We start from the raw sequence: 16,839 nt of genomic DNA, 5'->3' as shown, positions 1-16,839 counted from the left end.
CCTTCGGCACCACCGTAGACGCCGATCACGTTCGCCGTCCGGCGACCACGGCTACTCACGCAGATGGTCGCCCGATGCCTGTCGCTCGCGGTCGAATGCCTCGATGATCGTGCGGCAAGCAAGGTCCAGCTCGTTGTAGGCATGGATGTGGAAGCGCGCGTCCATAGCAGCGGGCGCGACTTCGTCGAAGGATCCGAGGAGTGAGCGCAGGTCTTCGATCGCAGCTGCCAGGTCGGGGCGATTGTTACGCTCGTCGATACCACCACCGTCTATCACCTGCCCAGCGTGCCGCAAGTCTCCAGCCTTGTCGGTGGCGTCTGAGTTTATAACGGCATGGACGAAACCTGGACCTGCCGAGACCTTCCTGTGCTCACTACGATCGTGGAGGTATTCGAGCGCACGGGACGCGTGATGCACCCGAATGAGATCGTTGAGCAATCTGGTTTGGGCGCTGACCAAGTGGAAGCCGCGTTGCGCGCGCTTGAGAGCGAAGACCCGCCCTTCATCTCCAAACTCGAGCGTCGTGCCTCGGGCGGGATCAGTCTCGTGGGACGTCCCACAGGCCACGCCAGGCGCGCCGTCGGAGCATGGCCGACCCCTGACTCCATCGCAGACCGACTCGTCAGCGCCCTCGATGAGGCGGCGGAGCGAGAAACAGATCCCGAGCGGAAGGGCTGGCTCCGGAAGACGGCCGCCTACCTCGGCAGCGCCGGACGCGACCTCGCGGTCGAGATCGGAGCGAGTGCGATCAACCGCCAGATGGGGATGTAGGGCAAGCCGCGAGTCCCAGAATGCGTCGCAGTCGTCCCGAAATCGCGAGCGGAGGTGGCCGATCTGTCCCACGTGTCCCGAACTCGTGGGTACTTCCCAAAGTCGCTCCCGGCTGACACTTTCAGCCCTGAGCGTGGTCGCGGAGGTATCGGCCGAAGTGAGGGACGGTGAACGCGATCCGTCCCCGTTCGCCGCTATAGATCAGGCCCTTTTTGAGAAGGGAGTCGCGCGCCGGAGAGAGGGACTGCGGCTTGCGTCCGAGGTACGTCGCGACGTCCGAGGTCGCGACCGATTCGATGTCGTCGAGCGGCTCGTCTCCCTTCGCCGCCTGCTCGTACGCCACATCCGCCATCGCCCGCAGGTACTCCCGCTCCCCCGGTGTCGCCCGCTCGAACCGCGACCCGAAGAAGCCGACCGCCAGCTCCCCTTCGGCCTCGGGTGAGGCCACCGCGACGTCGTCGGCCGTGATCGGCGAGCGCGGCGCGCGGTCCCAGACCGCCTTACCGTAGGCCTGGATGAAGTAGGGGTAGCCGCCGGTCGCGGAGTACATCGCCTCGAGCGCTCCGGTCTCGTAGCCCGCGCCCTCGTCATCGGCTGGCGCCGTGAGCGCGAGGTCCGCCGCTTCTCGGTCGAGGCGGTCGATCCGCTGATAGCGAAAGAGCCTCTCGGAGTAAGACTTCGACGCCGAAAGCACCGCCGGAAGGTGGGGCAAACCCGCGCCAACCACGATCAGGGGCAGCCCCGACTGGCTGATCTCATGGCACGCCGCGCAGAGGGCCGAGACGTCCTCGGGTCGCAGGTCTTGCATCTCGTCGATGAAGACCGCGACCCCCTTCCCCACGTCGGCCGCGAGCCCTCCCACATCGGTGAAGAGTTCGACTAGATCGATCTCGATGTCCCCGGAGTCCGCGCGCCCAGAGACTGCCGGCACGTCGATGCCCGGGTTCCACTGGTCGCGCAGTTTGGTGCCGGGCGCGGCGTCGCGCTGCGCGAACGCCCGGATGATCCCGAGGACCTGGTCGACGTCTGCGCGCTGCGGGTGGCTGAGCTCCCGGATCGCCTGGTGCAAGGCACTCGCGAGCGGCCGCCGGAGCGTCTGCTCGGGTCGAGCCTCCAATTTGCCTGTCCCCCAACGCGCCCGGACCGCCGCCGAGCGCAGTTGGTTGAGCAGCACCGTCTTGCCGACGCCCCGTAATCCGGTCAGCACCAAGGACCGCTCGGGGCGGCCCGCGACGACGCGCCTGAGCACGACATCGAAGACCCTCAACTGCTCATCGCGCCCGGCGAGTTCGGGCGGGCGCTGGCCAGCGCCGGGGGCATACGGGTTCGTGATCGGGTCCACGATCGGACCGTATCGGGCTTTCTAGTCGATCGGTGAGATTTCGCTAGCGAAGCCGATCGTGTCGATCGGATACCGAAGGGGGACCTGGTCACGAAGCCGATTCGATGTTCTGCGACGTCTCCCCAGACCGCCGAATACATCGAAGGCGGGGAAGGGGCGGTCTTCCGACACATGGCCGGGCAGGGTAGGAAGCCAGGGGATCAACAGGGCCCGCTGCTCGCTGTGAAACCCTGGCCCGGTGAGCAACGAGCCGACCGCTTCCAGCGACAGCACCGACGTCCCTGACGACATCTTCCGCAAAGAGGCGGGCGGCGCTCCCTTCGGCTACACCACCTGGGAGGCCGCTGGCCTGCTCTGGCTGACCGAACCGGAGAAAGGCGGCGGCGCGCGGGTCGTACGCGTCCGCGACGTCGAGACCACCCACCTCGACCTCGAAAAGCTCACGGCGGTGCCGCCGACCAACTTCCAGGCCGACGCGTTCGGCGCGGCGCTCGCGCAGACCCACGCCGCCGGTGCCGATGCCTTCGGAGCGCCGCCCGCGCGGTGGACGAGCCACGGCTTCCTCGGTCCGGCGATCGCCCCACTTCCCCTGCCGCTCAACCCGACCGCGAGCTGGGGCGAGTTCTACGCCGAGCAGCGGATCATGCACACCTTCGGCCTCGGCCTGCAGGCAGGCACGTGGGAAGCGAGCGACGCTGCCCCCTTCGAGGCCGTCGCCAAGCGCCTCACGAGCGGCGAGTTCGACGACGACCGTCCGCCAGCGCGCATCCACGGGGACCTGTGGACCGGCAACGTCCTGTGGACCCGCGACGGTGGCGTCCTGATCGACCCCGCGGCGCACGGTGGCCACGCCGAAACCGACCTAGCGATGCTGATCCTCTTCCGCGGCCCGCACGTCGCCCGCATCATCGCCGCTTACGACGAAGCCGCCCCGCTCGTCGACGGCTGGCAGGAGCGCATCCCCCTTCACCAGCTCCACCCGGTGATGCTCCACGCGGTCCTCTTTGGCGGCGGGTACATCGAGCAGGCCGCGGAACTCGCCAAGCACTACTCCTAGGCGCGAAGGGGGGTTATCCCCCTTCGCAAAGCGCGGGGCAGCACGGCAGCGCCCGGCCCGCACGATCAATAGCGTGGAGGACATGAGCAGATCCCGCACGATTGGCGCCCGCTGGCTTCACGGTTGGAGCCAGGTCGCGCTGCTCGGGACCAACGCGGTCACGGGGCTGCTCGCAATCCTCATCGCGACGGGTGTCCTCATCGCCGTGATGTTGATCCCCGGCATGGGGATCGGGATCGTCTTGCTGATCCCGGCCCTGTGGATCGCGGGCGGCCTCGGGCACGCCGAACGCACCCGCATCGCCGCGCTCACCGACACCGAGATCGAGGCTCCGGTCCGTGACCCCCAGCAGCCGCTGTGGCGGACCCTCTTCCTCGACGCCTATCGCTGGCGGGCCACCGCGTACTTCGGGCTGCACGCCCTGTGGGGCACCTTCATCGGCTGGGTCACCATCACCCTGATCGCCCAGGCCGTCCTCGTCACTGTCCGGCCGGTCATCCCTGCGGTCGCCGATGTGACTCCGTGGAAGCTCTTCGGGTGGATTCCCATCGGATCCCCGTGGGCGGTCACCGTCGCCTCGGTCCTCGCCGTGGTCCTGCTGATCACTCTCCCCTTCACCGCTCGCCTCATCACCTCGGTCGATCTCGCCGCGGCCCGCTGGCTCCTCGGGCGCGACGAGCGCGCGGAGATGGCACGCCTGAGCCAACGCGTGGACACGCTCACCACCACGCGCCAGGAGGCGGTCGACTCCGTCGAGGCCGAGCGGCGCCGGATCGAGCGGGATCTCCACGATGGTCCGCAGCAGCGCCTCGTCGCGATCGCGATGAGCCTCGGGATGGCGCGCTCGGCCCTCGAACGCAAGGACACGGCCACCGCCCGCGACCTGATCGACGAAGCCCACGCCTCGTCGAAGGAGGCGATCACCGAGATGCGCCAGGTCGCGCGCGGCATCATCCCGCCGGTCCTGACCGATCGTGGGCTCGATGCGGCCGTCGCCGCCCTCGCTGATCGCTGCCCTATCCCCGTCACACGAGCCATCGCGCCGATCGGCCGACTGGATTCGACGATCGAGGCGATCGCCTACTTCTGCATCTCCGAGTCCCTCACTAATGTCGCCAAGCACTCCCGCGCCACGGCCGCCCACGTCGCAATCACCCGGGTCGCCGTCGAGCGAGGTGCCCACGCCTCCAACCACTTACAGATCACCGTGCAGGACAACGGGATTGGCGGCGCCGATCCCTCGCGAGGGACCGGGCTGACCGGCCTGCGCCAACGGGTCGCCGCCATCGACGGCTCCCTCACGATCACCTCGCCACCCGGCGGCCCGACCACCGTCACCATCTTGCTGCCCGAGCACACCCCACGGAGCACCCCATGACCACCAGCGCTGCCCCTTCCGTCGTCCTTGCCGAGGACTCAGTCCTCCTGCGCGACGGCTTGATCCGGCTCCTCGAGGCCTCCGGGTTCGAGGTGGCTGCGGCCTGCGGCGACGCGGAATCCTTCCTGCGCGACGTGGCGTCGCACCAGCCCGACCTGGTCGTCGTCGATGTGCGAATGCCGCCGACCTTCACCTCGGAAGGGATCAAGGCCGCCCTCGTCGTGCGCCAAGAGCACCCGGACACCGCGGTGATGGTCCTTAGCCAATACGTCGAGGAGCACTACGCGACCGAGCTCGTCGCCTCCCGGCCGAGCGGCCTCGGCTACCTCCTGAAGGACCGCGTCGCCGACCCCTCGGACTTCGTCGCTGCGCTGCACCAGGTCCTCTCCGGCGGGACCGTGCTCGATCCGGAGGTGGTGAGTCACTTGCTGAGCCGCGCCAGCCACGCCGACCCACTAGCCGCCCTCACCCCCCGCGAACGTGAGGTCCTCGGGCTCATGGCGCAGGGCCGCACCAACGCCGCCATCAGCGCCGAGCTGTACATCAGCGCCGGCGCCGTCGAAAAGCACATCTCCTCGATCTTCGCCAAGCTGGGTCTCCCCCCGACCGAGGTCGACCACCGTCGGGTGCTCGCCGTCCTGCAATGGTTGGAGCACGAAGGGGGCGTGTCGTGAAGCTCGCGATCAAGCTGGCCTCCGGCGCCCTCACCCTTGGCCTCGTCCTCTTCGCCGCCCTCGGACTCGCCGGGGGGATGTTTGAGCGCACGACGGAGCAGACCTTCCCGATCGACCGCGCGGTCACCAAGATCGTCCTCGACAACTCCGTCGGGACCATCACCGTCCGCGCGCCCCGAGACGGCGAAACCTATGGCCTGCACTCGACCTCGTTGTGGAGCATCGGCGGCCCCAAGCATGCCGTCAAGACCGAGGACGGCGTCTTGCGTGCCACCTCGGGCTGCCGCACCAGCAACAGCATCATCGATCGCTGCCGCACCAAGTGGACCGTCATCGCCCCGCCCGGAGCGCAGCTCAGCCTCGCCAATGATGTCGGCGAGGTGAGCATCGACGGGGTGGATAACCCAGTCACGGCGCGCACCGATGTCGGTTCGGTCCGATTGACCGACGTGACGAGCACCCGGATCGATGCCTCGACCGATGTCGGCGAGGTGGCGATCGATGCTGCCGAACCCCCCGACGCGATCATCGCGCGGGCCGGTGTGGGATCGGTGGACGTGACCGTGCCCCGGGGCCCGACCTACCGGGTCGAACTCTCGGCGACCGACAGCGCCAGCCAGCCGAATGTCGCGACCGACCTCCAGTCCGCGCACCTCATCAGGGTGAACGCCGATCTCGGCGATGCGAAGGTCCGCTATCGCTAGCCGAAGGCGATCCCCCCTTCCGGCCGGGACGGGCTAAACGCCAACGGGCTGGGTTGTAACCGCGTCCGATGTCCCGATCCGCGACCTACTTCAAGAACTTGCTCGTGCGCCGATCCGCGAGTGGTTTGCCTCCGGTCTGGCAGGTCGCGCAGTACTGCAAGGACGAGTCGGCGAAGGAGACCTCCCGCACGATGTCGCCGCAGACCGGGCATGCCTCACCCGTGCGACCATGCACCCGCATCCCGGCACGCTTGGCGTCCTTCAACTGCGCCGCGGGGCGTCCCGATGCGGCCTCGACCGCCGAGGCCAGCGTCGTACGCATCGCCGCATAGAGCCGGTCCACCTCGTCATCGCTGAGATTCGCGGCGAGGGCGAAGGGGGAGAGCTTGGCGACGTGGAGGATCTCGTCGGAGTAGGCGTTACCGATCCCGGCGATCACCGACTGGTCGCGCAGCACCCCCTTCACCTGGGCCCGCCGCGATGCCAACAGCTCGCCGAACGCCGAGCGGTCGAAGTCCTCCGAGAGCGGATCGGGTCCCAGCGCGGCGATCCCCGGCACCTCCTGCGGGGACCGGACGATATAGGCGGCGAGGCTCTTCTTCGTGCCCGCCTCGGTGAGGTCGAAGCCGGCCCCGTCGGAGAGGCGTACCCGAAGGGCGATCGGTGATTTCCCCGGCCGAAGGGGGCGCTCCGGCACCTCGTCGTACCACCGCACCCAGCCCGCCCGGGCGAGGTGCCAGATCAACCACGTGCCGTCGCAGTCGAGCCCGAGGAACTTGCCGAAACGTGCCGCCCGGTCCACCGGTGCCCCCACGAGGGCCTCCGGTGGTGGGTCGAAGGTCTTCAGCACGGTGATGGAGGCGAGCTCGATATCCGCGATGACCTGGCCGACGGCGCGCTCGCCGAGGAAGTCCACGAGCGCTTGGACCTCAGGGAGCTCAGGCATCCCTGACCGCCCGGGCAGGTGAGGGTCGCAGGTCTCGGGCCATGGGCTGACGCTATCCGCAGCACCGAAGAGTCCGAAAGACCCCACCGCCGCCCGCCTCCGGCGCTACCGTCGTAAGAGCAGAGCTCGAGCGAACGAAAGGAATCCCATGGCCTCTCGCAGAGGGCTCATTGCTGGCATCGTGCTGCTCATCCTCGGCGCGATCGCCTGGATTGTCGGAGAGGTCGCGCTCTCCGATCCCAATGTCGTTGGTGCCAACATCGGTGCCGGGATCCTCATCCTCGCTGGCCAGGCGGTCATCGTGATCGGTGTCTTGGTCATCGTGGTGAGCCTGCTCCTTCGCCTCCTCAAGCCGAAGGCAGCGCCCTCTTCGCACCCGCGCTAAAAGCGGACCGACGAGACCGCCTAGGGGCGAAGGCGCTCGGTGTCCCGCGAGGCGAGCGCGTCCTTCAACAGAGGCCGCATCGCGTAGCCATCGTTGGCCCGGACGACCGGCATCTCATCGCCGATGTGCTGCTCGAAGTCATCGACGGCGATCGGTGTGAAGTGCGAGAGCATCTGCTCGGCGGCCGAGAGCATCCGGATCCCGATCGCCCGGACACGATCGGGCCGTTGCTCGGCGAACTCGCCGTAGATCGTCGGATCGTGCTGCCCGTCATCACCGATCAGCACCCACCGGATCTGGGGTAGGTCGCGCACCAGGCGGTGGAGGCAGGCGCGCTTGTGGTCCTGCCCAGAGCGGAACCACCCCGTATTGGTCGGACCCCAATCGGTCATCAGAAGGGGGCCGAGCGGATAGCCGGAGCGCCGCAGGAAACGGGTGAGCTGCGGGACGGCATTCCACGCACCCGTCGAGACGTAGACGATCGGGGCACCGGGGTGCTCCTCCATCAGATCCCGGTAGAGCGTCGCCATCCCGGGCACCGCGTGCCGGGTCCCCTCGTGGCGGAAGAAGGTGTTGTACGCGGCGATCATCGGCCGGGGCATGGTCGTCGTGATCACGGTGTCGTCGATGTCGCTCACGATGCCGAAGGTCTGCTCCGGGTCGACGACGAAGACCGTCGCGGTGGCATCGGCGGCACGCGGCGAGCGGACCGGGAGCTCGTGCCAGCCGGGTTCCAGGCCGTGGTCGGCGATCGTGAGATCGATGATCCCCGACCGGTCCGAGCGGGCCGAGATCTCCCGCTCGCCAATCACGACGGTGAAGGGCTCGTTGATCGCGGGAGTAGTGAAGAAGGAGCGCCAGCCGCGGCGCTCGAGGTCGGCGTTGCGAAGTTCGGTCCAACTCGCATGGGCGCCGGCCGACGCGGGTTGATAGGGACGGCGGGTCATCAGCACCCGCCCGAGGATCCGCAGCGTGTCGGTCGATCCGTAGCCCGTGTACGCGAGGACTCGGGTGCCCCACCCCCGGCGCCGCATCATGGCGGCGCGCTGGCGGTTCCAGGCGTCCTCAGCAACGGCGGCGACGTGAGGGCGCGACATGACGCCACCCTAATCGAGGTACCCGTGAGCGAGCATGCTGGCAGGACCTACGCTTGCCCCATGAGTGAGGACGGTGACGCACGCGTCGCCCTGCTCGCCATGGGTTGCCGTTGGATCCTCGATCTCAGCGCCCTCGACCCGAAGGAGCGTGCAGCGATGACCCGGCGGTGGTCGCGCGCCATCGCCCTCGCCGACGAGCCGACCAGTCCAGTCATCGATGGGACCGAGGTCAGCATCCGGCCGAGGACCTCCGGCGGGGGCGAGGACTCGACCGAGGCCGATGTGGTGACCCAAACCCTCACCGGCCTGCCCTACGACCTCTCGCGGGCGATCACCCTGCGCAGCATCAGCCGCCTGACCGGCAAGGCGCTCAAACTGCACGCCGCCGCGCTCACCGACGACCGCGACCGAGCGATCGTCCTCGTCGCCCCGTCCGGCACCGGCAAGTCCACCGCCTCGGCCGCCCTCGGCCGGGACCTTGGGTATGTCACCGACGAGTCGGTCGTGATCATGCAGGACCGGCGGATCGCGCCCTATCCCAAGCCGCCGTCACTGATCGTCGATCCCCAGAACCCCACCCATAAGGAAGAGGTCTCGCCCGACGACCACGGCCTTGGTCCGACCCCACCAGCCCCGGTCGTCCACGGTCTGCTCACCCTGACCCGGGACGAGGCGGCGAGCACGCCGTGGATCGAGCCGGTCGACCTCATCGATCATCTCCTCACGATCCTGCCCGAGACGTCCTCGATCGCGGCCCTGCCCGGCGGTCTCGCCCGGCTCGCCGAGGTCGTCTCCCTCGGCGGCGGCCCGGCCCGTCTCGTCTACGCCGAGATCGCCGATTGCGCCGACCTCGTCCGCCGCCATCTCGACGACTCGCCGGCTCCTCCCCCGTGGTCGCACCATCCGCCCGGACCCGGTCAGACCTGGCGCTCAGGAGATGGCGAAGGGAGTGAGCCGACCGATGAGGCAGGCGAAACCCCTTCTCCAGCAGGGCCATCCGCTCGCTACGAGCGGGCTCCGTGGACGGACGCCATCGAGTACGAAGGTGACTTCCTGATCTTGCAGGGACCGGTGCCCGTCCATGTCCGAGGCGTCGGCGCGAGCCTCTGGCGCGCGTGCGCTACCGCAGCCACCCGAGACGACCTCGTCGCCGCCACGATCGCCGACCTCGGCGAGCACCCGCGCGCCGCCGAACTCGTCGGTGAAGCGCTCGCCGAACTCACCAAGGCCGGCCTCCTTCACCAGTGCGGATAGCCCGGCTACCCGGCCGGACGTGCCGCGCGGAATACTGGGCCTTAGCCCACATCACCGCCGATCCGGGAGGACCACATGACCGACAACTCGCACACCGATACCGCGGACGGTCAGGCCCCGGCCCAGGCGACTGCTGAGGTCGATCAGGTCGAGCCGGTGGAGCAGGTCGATACCGCCATCGAGGAGGCGGTAGGCGAAGGGAGCCCCGCCGACGGCCACGAGACCGGACACAACGACTTCGACACGATCAGCGAATTGTTGGACGACTACGAAGACGAGGCCGCCGAGGACCCCGAACTCGCTGCGGAGATGGGCCTGCCCGCCCACTTCGGCGATGACCAGGCGTGGACGCACGGCTACCCCTACGACAAGAAGATGTCGCGCAAGGAGTACGAGCGCGAGAAGCGGCGCCTGCAGGTCGAACTGCTGAAGATGCAGGCCTGGGTCAAGGAGACCGGCCAGAAGGTTGTCATCATCTTCGAAGGGCGCGACGCCGCCGGCAAGGGCGGCTCGATCAAGCGCTTCACCGAGCACCTCAACCCCCGTGGTGCCCGCACGGTGGCGCTCGCGACGCCGACCGAGCGCGAGAAGTCGCAGTGGTACTTCCAGCGCTACGTCGAGCACCTGCCAGCGGGCGGCGAGATCGTCTTCATGGACCGCTCGTGGTACAACCGCGCGGGTGTCGAGCGAGTCATGGGCTTTTGCACTGGGCCGCAGTACCTCGAGTTCATGCGCTCTTGCCCCGAATTCGAGCGGATGCTTGTCAACTCCGGGACGATCCTGATCAAGCTCTGGTTCTCCGTCGGCCGGGACGAGCAGATGCATCGCTTCCACCGTCGCTCGAAGGACCCGGTGCGTCAGTGGAAGCTCAGCCCGACCGACCTCGCGAGCCTGGACAAGTGGGACGCCTACACCCGGGCGAAGGAGGCGATGTTCTTCTACACCGACACCGCCGACGCGCCCTGGACGGTCATCAAGAGCAATGACAAGAAGCGCGCCCGCCTCGAGGCGATGCGCCACGTCCTCTCGGTCCTCGACTACCCCGGCAAGAACACCGAAGTAGTCGACACCGTCGACCACAAGATCGTCGGCCGGGGCGCCGAGATCTTCGACGACGGGGAGATCCCGAACCGCTGACGGGGACTGCTCCCCAAACCCGTTCTCCCCCAATCTTCTCGCCCTCCCCACCGCCTCCTTGTACGGTGGGGAGGGCGATCGCACGGTGACCTGAGAAGGGGGATCACGGCGCCGGTCGCCGTTGGTTGGGGGACGACAAGGAGTAGGGCATGAGCGCCGCTGACGCCTACCTCGAATCAGGCGGGATGAGGCGATGACCACCTGCCCCAATTGCGGGCTGCGTCTGCCCTCGCCGGTCGGGCCCTACTGTCCGCGCTGCGGGATGAACCTCGCCGAGTATGCCGCTCACCACCCCTCCTCGACCCCGCCACCACCACGAGTGCCTCCGCCCCCACCGCCGCCGACACCCTCTCCGGTGGGCGAGCCGCTGACCCTTCCGCCCCCGGCCAGCACTAGACCCGCTCGACCAAAGCGTCGCGCGGCCCTCGCGATCGGGGTGATCGCGGTCCTCGTCATCGGGACCGGCCTCGGCGCCTGGGCGGTGCTCCGAGGTTCGTCCGAAGACCCGGCCCCGGAGGCTGCCCGGCCGCTCGACGGTGTGGGCATCATCGAAGACCTCCCCGACGCACCGCGCCCAGATTGGACGGTCGACCCGACCTCCATCGAGGCGAGCGAATGCGCCGACGAGGACTGCACCCTCGTCCCCCTGTGGAACCAAAACGGTGACGAACTCCTCGTCCAGTCCATGGGGACCTCCAGCACCCGCCTCGCCCGAGTGAGCCGCGGCGATGGGTCGCTCCAGTGGAGCCTGGAACTCCCTTCGCGCAAGCCTCCGGTCGCCTGCGGACCGATCGTCGATGGGCGCACCGTCTGCCTCGCGAACTCCAACGACGCGTCCACCCTCACCCACGTGAGCGTCGCCGATGGCGCCCACCAGACCATCTCCTGGACGAGACCGAGGTGGCCCTTCCCGAGCGGCAAGCACGCCAAGGACTGGACGGCCGATCAGGCCGCGCTCCCGCTTGCCGATGGCGCGATCATCCTGGAGCGACTCAACCGGGGCGCGCGGGATGCGAAGACCATCCCCAGCCGGCTCGTCGCCATCCGAGTGGATCTGGACGGCGAAGAGGTGTGGCGCACCGAGGTCGACGCCGACACCATCCCGAGCGAAAGCGGTCTGGTGACGCTGTCGGCGGATCGGCTGGGCGAGAACGTCTTCGTCAGTCGCACGACCTCGAAGGGGGGACACGCGATCGTCTTCAGAGTCGAGGACGGACAGGTGGTCCGCGATGCGGCTCCCGGGTACTACCTCGCGCAGTACGCGGGCCAGCCGACCTACGGCCTTCGCTCCGAGGAGGAAACGCAGATCCTCTACCAAGGGCGGCTCCTCCCCGGCGTCCCGCGGGACGTCACTCCACGAGACACTTCTGCGGGCCTACCTCTGCTGACCTCCAAGCCCTGGGGAGAGCCCAACACCGACCAGAAGGTGGTCGCTTACGACCGCGAGCACCCCGACAGTCCTCGATGGACCCGCGACCGCGCCGAGCTCACGGCGTACTGCGGGGGCGTGGTCATCGTGAACCAAAACGAAAGCACCACAGAGCCCGGGCCGGGCGACCTTCCCGGCGCTGGCACCTATCGACTCATCGGGCTCGACCCGACGACCGGCAAGGAGAAGTGGCGAGCGGCGACCACCACCGAGCGACCCTCCGGCGGCGCCTGGTGCGATCGTTCCCGACTCATCACCATCACGAGCGGTCTCGTGGCGGCGACCGACCTCACGAGCGGGCGCTTCGCCTGGCGGACGCGGGTCACGACCAGGAAGGGCGCCGTGGATTGGGCGGCGCCGGCCCGCACCGAGCGGGGCACCGGGCTCGTCGCGGGGGACGGCGAGCGCCTCGTTCACTTGGCCCCGGCCGATTAGCCGGACTCGGTGATGGTGCAGGGACGTGCGCAGGTCAGGCCTGCGAGGACGTCGCCCAGAGGTTGATCCCGGCCTCGACGGCGTCCGCATCGATCGCGGCGAGCTCGTCGTCGCTGAAGTCGAGCCGGTCGAGCGCACCCAGGCTGTCGTCGAGTTGCGCGACCGACGACGCGCCGACAAGGACCGAGGTGACCCGCTGATCGCGCAGGGCCCACGCGAGAGCCATCTGCGCGAGCGTCTGGCCCCGACCCTGAGCGATCTCGTTGAGCGAGCGCACGTGCGCGAGGGCGTCATCGGTGAGCAGCGACGGATCGAGCGACTTGTCTTGCGCGGCACGCGAATCCGCCGGGATCCCATCGAGGTACTTGCTGGTGAGCATCCCCTGCGCGAGCGGGGAGAAGGCGATGCAGCCCACCCCTTCGTCCTCGAGCACGGACAGCAGATCCTGCTCGATCCACCGATTCAGCATCGAGTAGCTCGGCTGATGAATGAGCAGGGGCGTCCCGAGCTCGCGCAGGATCGCGACGGCCTCCCGGGTGCGCTCACCCGAGTACGACGAAATCCCGACATAGAGCGCCTTGCCGCTGCGCACGATCGCATCGAGCGCGCCCATGGTCTCTTCGAGCGGAGTCGTGGGGTCGAAACGGTGGCTGTAGAAGATGTCGACGTAGTCCAGGCCCATCCGCGTGAGCGACTGGTCGAGGCTCGCCATGAGGTACTTCCGCGATCCCCCGCCCTGACCGTAGGGCCCGGGCCACATGTCGTAGCCCGCCTTGCTGGAGATGATCAACTCATCGCGATAGGGACGGAAGTCCCGCGCGAAGAGGGTGCCGAAGTTACGCTCCGCCGAGCCATAGGGCGGGCCGTAGTTGTTGGCCAGATCAAAGTGGGTGACGCCTCTGTCGAAGGCGCGGCGCAGGGTCGCCTGCTGCCGCTCGAGGGGCACGTCGTCGCCGAAGTTGTGCCACAGCCCGAGCGAGATCGCGGGGAGGTCGAGGCCGGAGCGACCACACCGGCGGTACTGCATCGAGGTGTCGTATCGGTCTGCGGCAGCGTGGTATTCGTCGGCGCGGTAGGTCATGGCAGGACTCCCTTCACTCGCCGCGCACGAAGGGGGCGACGCGGTCCTTGGGGCGACCAATGATCGCGCGATCGCCGCGCACGATGACCGGGCGCTGCATCAGGCGCGGGTGCTCGACCAGCACCGCGACGACCTGATCGATCGTCTCCACGTCGGCATCCGTGAGCCCGAGCTCTTTAAAGAACCCATCCCGGCGCACCAGGTCCGTCGGCGCGTCCTCGAGCTTGCCGATCAGGTCGCGCAGCGCGGCCTCGTCGAGTGGCGTCTTGAGGTACTCCATCACTCGCGCCTCGACCCCTTCGTCGGACAGCGTCTCGGCGGCGGCCCGGGAGGTCGAGCAGCGCGGGTTGTGCAGCAGGGTGATCGTCTCGCTCATAGCGGGCAGCGTATCGGCCGGCCCCGACACCGCCGTAGCGTTAGCTCATGGCGACGACCACCGCGATCATGCTCTCCGGTAGCGAAGGGGGCGACCCGATCGTCTCCCTCTTCTGGATCGCTCTCGCCGCGGTGGCGGCCCCCCTTCTCGCGGCCGCGACTCGGCGCTTCGTCCCCGACGTGGTGCTCCTGCTCGTCCTCGGTTGCCTCATCGGTCCGCATGTCCTCGGCTGGGCCTCGACGGAGGGCGGCGTCTCGCTGGTACGAGAGATCGGGCTCGGCATGCTCTTCCTGCTCGCCGGCTACGAGATCGACACCGAGGCCCTGCGCGGCCGCTCCGGCAAGCACGCCTGGCTCACCTGGTTCCTCTGCGTGGCCGTCGCGATGGCGATGGCCTGGGTGCTCGTCCCTGGGCACGACTGGATGGTGATGCTGGTGCTCGCCCTCTGCCTCACCTCAACGGCGCTAGGCACCCTGCTCCCGATCCTGAAGTCCACCGGGCAGGTCGACACGCCTCTCGGGAGCGCTGTGCTCACCCACGGCGCCGTCGGCGAACTCGGTCCCGTCATCGCGATGGCGCTGCTGCTCTCGACCCGGACGGCCTGGCTGTCGGCAGGTGTCCTAGCCATCTTTGCCGTCCTCGCGGTTGTCGTCGCCGTGCTCCCCCGGCGCACGATCGGCCGGATCCCGGGGGTCCGACAGGTCCTCTACGACGGGGCGAGCGGCACCACGCAGACCGCGCTCCGTGTCGTGTTCTTACTGCTGCTTACCCTGATGGCGCTCGCCAGCGTCTTCGACCTCGACGTCGTGCTCGGAGCCTTCGCCGCGGGCATCATCCTGCGCCGCTTGACCCCGGCCGAGGACCACGCCATCGAAGAGCGCCTGGAGTCGGTCGCCTTCTCCTTCTTTATCCCCGTCTTCTTCGTGACCTCAGGGATGGGCATCGATGTCGCGGCGGTCGGAGCCGAACCACTCCTGCTCGTGAGTTTTGTGGTGATGATCCTGCTCGCCCGAGGGGTCCCGGTGTGGTTGCGAGAACGCTTCACCGACACCGGGTCGGGCCTCACCACGAAGGGTGATCAGGTGCGCCTTGGGCTCTACGCCGCGACGGGCTTACCGATCATCGTCGCGGTGACCGAGGTGGCGGTCGCTCGGGACCTGATGCCCGAGGACATCGCCTCGCTCTTGGTCGCCGCCGGAGCGGTGACGGTGCTCCTCTTCCCCTTAACGGTCCGTCTTCTGCCCGCCCGCGCCCGCTAACGGGCGCCCAGCCGGGCTACTTGCCCGACGGCGCGTGCGCTGACGACCGGCCGTTTCGCTTCGGGGCGACTGACCGGAGCGGTCGCTGGTCGAAGTCGACTGACCGCGCGCCGGACGAGCAGCGCCCTGACCACCACGGCCCTGCTCCCCACGGCGAGACTGCCCGCCAGTGGCCTGCGCGCCGCGACCGCCGCCGCGTTGTCCCGAACCGCCCTGACCACTGCGGCGACGGCCATTGCGGCCACCCGATCCGCCGCGGCCGCCGCCCGACGAGGAGGAAGCGGACTCCCCCTTCGCCAGCGGCTCGGCGCGCCCTTCGGTCTTGACGCGCTCACCCGGCGCCAACTCCTGGAGCAAGGGGTGCTCGGCGTGGACCCGCGTGGTCGTGGGCCGAATCCCGGCCTTGCGGGTCAGCGAGCGGACGTCGCCGACCTGCTGGTCGGTCATCAGCGTGATGACGGTGCCGGAGCTGCCCGCCCGCGCGGTGCGACCCGAGCGGTGCAGGTACGCCTTGTGCTCGACGGGCGGGTCGGCGTGGATGACGAGGCCGACGTCGTCGACGTGGATGCCACGGGCGGCGATATCGGTCGCGACGAGGGTCTGCGCGGCGCCGCTGTGGAAGGCCTCCATCGTGCGGGTCCGCGCGTTTTGGCTGAGGTTGCCGTGCAGTTCGACTGCGGGCACGCCCGCCGCGTTCAGCTGACGGGCGAACTTCTTGGCCCGGTACTTGGTCCGCGCGAAGACGACGGTGCGCCCGGGGGCCGCGGCCAGATCGGTGAGAACCGGAAGGTGATCGCTGTCGCCGACGTGCAGCACATGGTGGCTCATGGTGGCGACCGGCGACTGGGCCGAGTCCGCCTCGTGGGTGGCCGGGTCCGTGAGGTAGCGGCGGACGAGTTGGTTGATCGCCCCGTCGAGGGTCGCCGAGAAGAGGAGGCGCTGGCCGTCCTTCGGGGTCTTGTCGAGGAGGCGCTTGACGACCGGCAGGAAGCCGAGGTCGGCCATGTGGTCGGCCTCGTCGAGGACGGTGATCTCGATGTGGTCGAGGTATGCGTGGCCCTGGTTGATCAGGTCCTCAAGCCGGCCGGGGCAGGCGACGATAATGTCGACGCCCTGGCGCAGGGCGGTGACCTGGGGGTTCTGGCCGACCCCGCCGAAGATCGTGCGGGAGGTCAGGCCCGCCGCCCTGGCGAAGGGGGCGAGGCTGTCGTCGATCTGCGTCGCGAGCTCGCGGGTCGGCGCGAGGATCAGGGCGCGCGGACGACGGGACTGCCGCTTGGCTCCCTTCGCGCTAGCCGCCAGCCGAGCGACGACCGGTAGGACGAAGGCGTAGGTCTTACCCGACCCGGTCCGGCCTCGGCCAAGGACATCGCGTCCGGCGAGGGAGTCGGGCAGGGTCGCTGCCTGGATCGGTGTCGGGATGGAGATGCCTTGCTGGACAAGGACATCGGTCAAGTTCGCGGGCACGCCGAGCGTGCTGAAAGTTTCAGACATGGGGGCCTTGCGGCCAACTC

Annotated in this window: 17 protein-coding genes; 10 read left to right on the top strand and 7 right to left on the bottom strand. The window is 68.8% G+C overall.

The window, feature by feature from the left end; translation table 11 throughout:
* Positions 1-51: 51 nt before the first annotated feature.
* Positions 52-459 (bottom strand): hypothetical protein, encoded by a 408-nt coding sequence (locus AB8K43_RS00185; RefSeq protein ID WP_370890181.1) that lies wholly within the window; start codon positions 457-459, stop codon positions 52-54.
* A gap of 87 nt (positions 460-546) precedes the next feature.
* Here AB8K43_RS00185 and AB8K43_RS00180 point away from each other — a divergent pair, with 87 nt between their 5' ends.
* Positions 547-771, top strand: a complete 225-nt coding sequence (locus AB8K43_RS00180) for a hypothetical protein (RefSeq protein ID WP_370890179.1) — start codon at positions 547-549, stop codon at positions 769-771.
* A gap of 121 nt (positions 772-892) precedes the next feature.
* Here AB8K43_RS00180 and AB8K43_RS00175 read toward each other — a convergent pair whose 3' ends face one another.
* On the bottom strand, positions 893-2,113 hold the full coding sequence (locus AB8K43_RS00175) for an ATP-binding protein (RefSeq protein WP_370890177.1): 1,221 nt from the start codon (positions 2,111-2,113) through the stop codon (positions 893-895).
* 238 nt (positions 2,114-2,351) lie between these two features.
* Here AB8K43_RS00175 and AB8K43_RS00170 point away from each other — a divergent pair, with 238 nt between their 5' ends.
* From AB8K43_RS00170 to AB8K43_RS00155, 4 genes are all read left to right on the top strand, one after another.
* Entirely contained in the window at positions 2,352-3,170 is an 819-nt protein-coding gene (locus AB8K43_RS00170; RefSeq protein WP_370890175.1) for a fructosamine kinase family protein, read from the top strand.
* Positions 3,171-3,252: 82 nt separating this feature from the next.
* Complete coding sequence (locus AB8K43_RS00165; protein ID WP_370890174.1) at positions 3,253-4,548, top strand: sensor histidine kinase; 1,296 nt, start codon at positions 3,253-3,255, stop codon at positions 4,546-4,548.
* Positions 4,545-5,222 (top strand): response regulator, encoded by a 678-nt coding sequence (locus AB8K43_RS00160; protein WP_370890173.1) that lies wholly within the window; start codon positions 4,545-4,547, stop codon positions 5,220-5,222. The genes AB8K43_RS00165 and AB8K43_RS00160 overlap by 4 nt, the downstream gene beginning before the upstream one ends.
* On the top strand, positions 5,219-5,926 hold the full coding sequence (locus AB8K43_RS00155; protein ID WP_370890171.1) for a DUF4097 family beta strand repeat-containing protein: 708 nt from the start codon (positions 5,219-5,221) through the stop codon (positions 5,924-5,926). The genes AB8K43_RS00160 and AB8K43_RS00155 overlap by 4 nt, the downstream gene beginning before the upstream one ends.
* An 85-nt stretch (positions 5,927-6,011) precedes the next feature.
* Here AB8K43_RS00155 and AB8K43_RS00150 read toward each other — a convergent pair whose 3' ends face one another.
* A complete protein-coding gene (locus tag AB8K43_RS00150; RefSeq protein ID WP_370890169.1) occupies positions 6,012-6,872 on the bottom strand; it encodes an Fpg/Nei family DNA glycosylase in 861 nt (286 codons plus the stop codon).
* A 148-nt stretch (positions 6,873-7,020) separates the two neighbouring features.
* On the opposite strand from AB8K43_RS00150, the gene AB8K43_RS00145 reads away from it, so the two are divergent.
* Positions 7,021-7,257: a hypothetical protein gene (locus AB8K43_RS00145; protein ID WP_370890167.1), complete on the top strand. Its 237-nt coding sequence runs from the start codon at positions 7,021-7,023 to the stop codon at positions 7,255-7,257.
* Between the two features lie 20 nt (positions 7,258-7,277).
* On the opposite strand, the gene AB8K43_RS00140 is transcribed toward AB8K43_RS00145, so the two are convergent.
* Positions 7,278-8,354, bottom strand: coding sequence for an App1 family protein (locus tag AB8K43_RS00140; RefSeq protein ID WP_370890165.1), 1,077 nt, complete (start codon positions 8,352-8,354; stop codon positions 7,278-7,280).
* Positions 8,355-8,414: 60 nt separating this feature from the next.
* Between AB8K43_RS00140 and AB8K43_RS00135 the strand changes: the two genes are divergently transcribed.
* The 3 genes from AB8K43_RS00135 to AB8K43_RS00125 all read left to right on the top strand — a co-directional run bounded on the left by AB8K43_RS00135 (position 8,415) and on the right by AB8K43_RS00125 (position 12,609).
* Entirely contained in the window at positions 8,415-9,608 is a 1,194-nt protein-coding gene (locus AB8K43_RS00135) for a hypothetical protein (protein ID WP_370890163.1), read from the top strand.
* Positions 9,609-9,683: 75 nt separating this feature from the next.
* Entirely contained in the window at positions 9,684-10,745 is a 1,062-nt protein-coding gene (gene ppk2, locus AB8K43_RS00130; protein WP_370890162.1) for a polyphosphate kinase 2, read from the top strand.
* A 355-nt stretch (positions 10,746-11,100) separates the two neighbouring features.
* Positions 11,101-12,609, top strand: a complete 1,509-nt coding sequence (locus AB8K43_RS00125) for a PQQ-binding-like beta-propeller repeat protein (protein WP_370890160.1) — start codon at positions 11,101-11,103, stop codon at positions 12,607-12,609.
* A 34-nt stretch (positions 12,610-12,643) separates the two neighbouring features.
* On the opposite strand, the gene mgrA is transcribed toward AB8K43_RS00125, so the two are convergent.
* The gene (gene mgrA / locus AB8K43_RS00120) at positions 12,644-13,690 is read right to left on the bottom strand and encodes an L-glyceraldehyde 3-phosphate reductase (RefSeq protein ID WP_370890158.1); all 1,047 of its coding nucleotides are present in this window, start codon (positions 13,688-13,690) and stop codon (positions 12,644-12,646) included.
* 13 nt (positions 13,691-13,703) lie between these two features.
* Positions 13,704-14,066, bottom strand: coding sequence for an arsenate reductase (glutaredoxin) (gene arsC / locus AB8K43_RS00115; protein ID WP_370890156.1), 363 nt, complete (start codon positions 14,064-14,066; stop codon positions 13,704-13,706).
* A gap of 47 nt (positions 14,067-14,113) precedes the next feature.
* On the opposite strand from arsC, the gene AB8K43_RS00110 reads away from it, so the two are divergent.
* On the top strand, positions 14,114-15,325 hold the full coding sequence (locus AB8K43_RS00110) for a cation:proton antiporter (RefSeq protein ID WP_370890154.1): 1,212 nt from the start codon (positions 14,114-14,116) through the stop codon (positions 15,323-15,325).
* Here the strand turns inward: AB8K43_RS00110 and AB8K43_RS00105 are convergent.
* A complete protein-coding gene (locus AB8K43_RS00105; protein ID WP_370890153.1) occupies positions 15,290-16,819 on the bottom strand; it encodes a DEAD/DEAH box helicase in 1,530 nt (509 codons plus the stop codon). The two genes, AB8K43_RS00110 and AB8K43_RS00105, sit on opposite strands and share 36 nt — an antisense overlap.
* Positions 16,820-16,839 lie beyond the last annotated feature (20 nt).

This window comes from Janibacter sp. GXQ6167, assembly GCF_041365945.1.
In the GTDB taxonomy this organism is placed as follows: domain Bacteria; phylum Actinomycetota; class Actinomycetes; order Actinomycetales; family Dermatophilaceae; genus JBGFSK01.
Note: the sequence above shows the minus strand (reverse complement) of the source record. Positions and strands in the feature narration are given on the sequence as shown.

What these genes read in the sequence shown, in the direction of transcription:
- AB8K43_RS00165 (WP_370890174.1), top strand. Translation starts at nt 3,253, where the DNA reads ATGAGCAGATCCCGCACGATTGGCGCCCGCTGGCTTCACGGTTGGAGC.
- AB8K43_RS00160 (WP_370890173.1), top strand. Translation starts at nt 4,545, where the DNA reads ATGACCACCAGCGCTGCCCCTTCCGTCGTCCTTGCCGAGGACTCAGTC.
- AB8K43_RS00150 (WP_370890169.1), bottom strand. Translation starts at nt 6,872, where the DNA reads ATGCCTGAGCTCCCTGAGGTCCAAGCGCTCGTGGACTTCCTCGGCGAG.
- AB8K43_RS00145 (WP_370890167.1), top strand. Translation starts at nt 7,021, where the DNA reads ATGGCCTCTCGCAGAGGGCTCATTGCTGGCATCGTGCTGCTCATCCTC.
- AB8K43_RS00140 (WP_370890165.1), bottom strand. Translation starts at nt 8,354, where the DNA reads ATGTCGCGCCCTCACGTCGCCGCCGTTGCTGAGGACGCCTGGAACCGC.
- AB8K43_RS00135 (WP_370890163.1), top strand. Translation starts at nt 8,415, where the DNA reads ATGAGTGAGGACGGTGACGCACGCGTCGCCCTGCTCGCCATGGGTTGC.
- ppk2 (WP_370890162.1), top strand. Translation starts at nt 9,684, where the DNA reads ATGACCGACAACTCGCACACCGATACCGCGGACGGTCAGGCCCCGGCC.
- mgrA (WP_370890158.1), bottom strand. Translation starts at nt 13,690, where the DNA reads ATGACCTACCGCGCCGACGAATACCACGCTGCCGCAGACCGATACGAC.
- arsC (WP_370890156.1), bottom strand. Translation starts at nt 14,066, where the DNA reads ATGAGCGAGACGATCACCCTGCTGCACAACCCGCGCTGCTCGACCTCC.
- AB8K43_RS00110 (WP_370890154.1), top strand. Translation starts at nt 14,114, where the DNA reads ATGGCGACGACCACCGCGATCATGCTCTCCGGTAGCGAAGGGGGCGAC.
- AB8K43_RS00105 (WP_370890153.1), bottom strand. Translation starts at nt 16,819, where the DNA reads ATGTCTGAAACTTTCAGCACGCTCGGCGTGCCCGCGAACTTGACCGAT.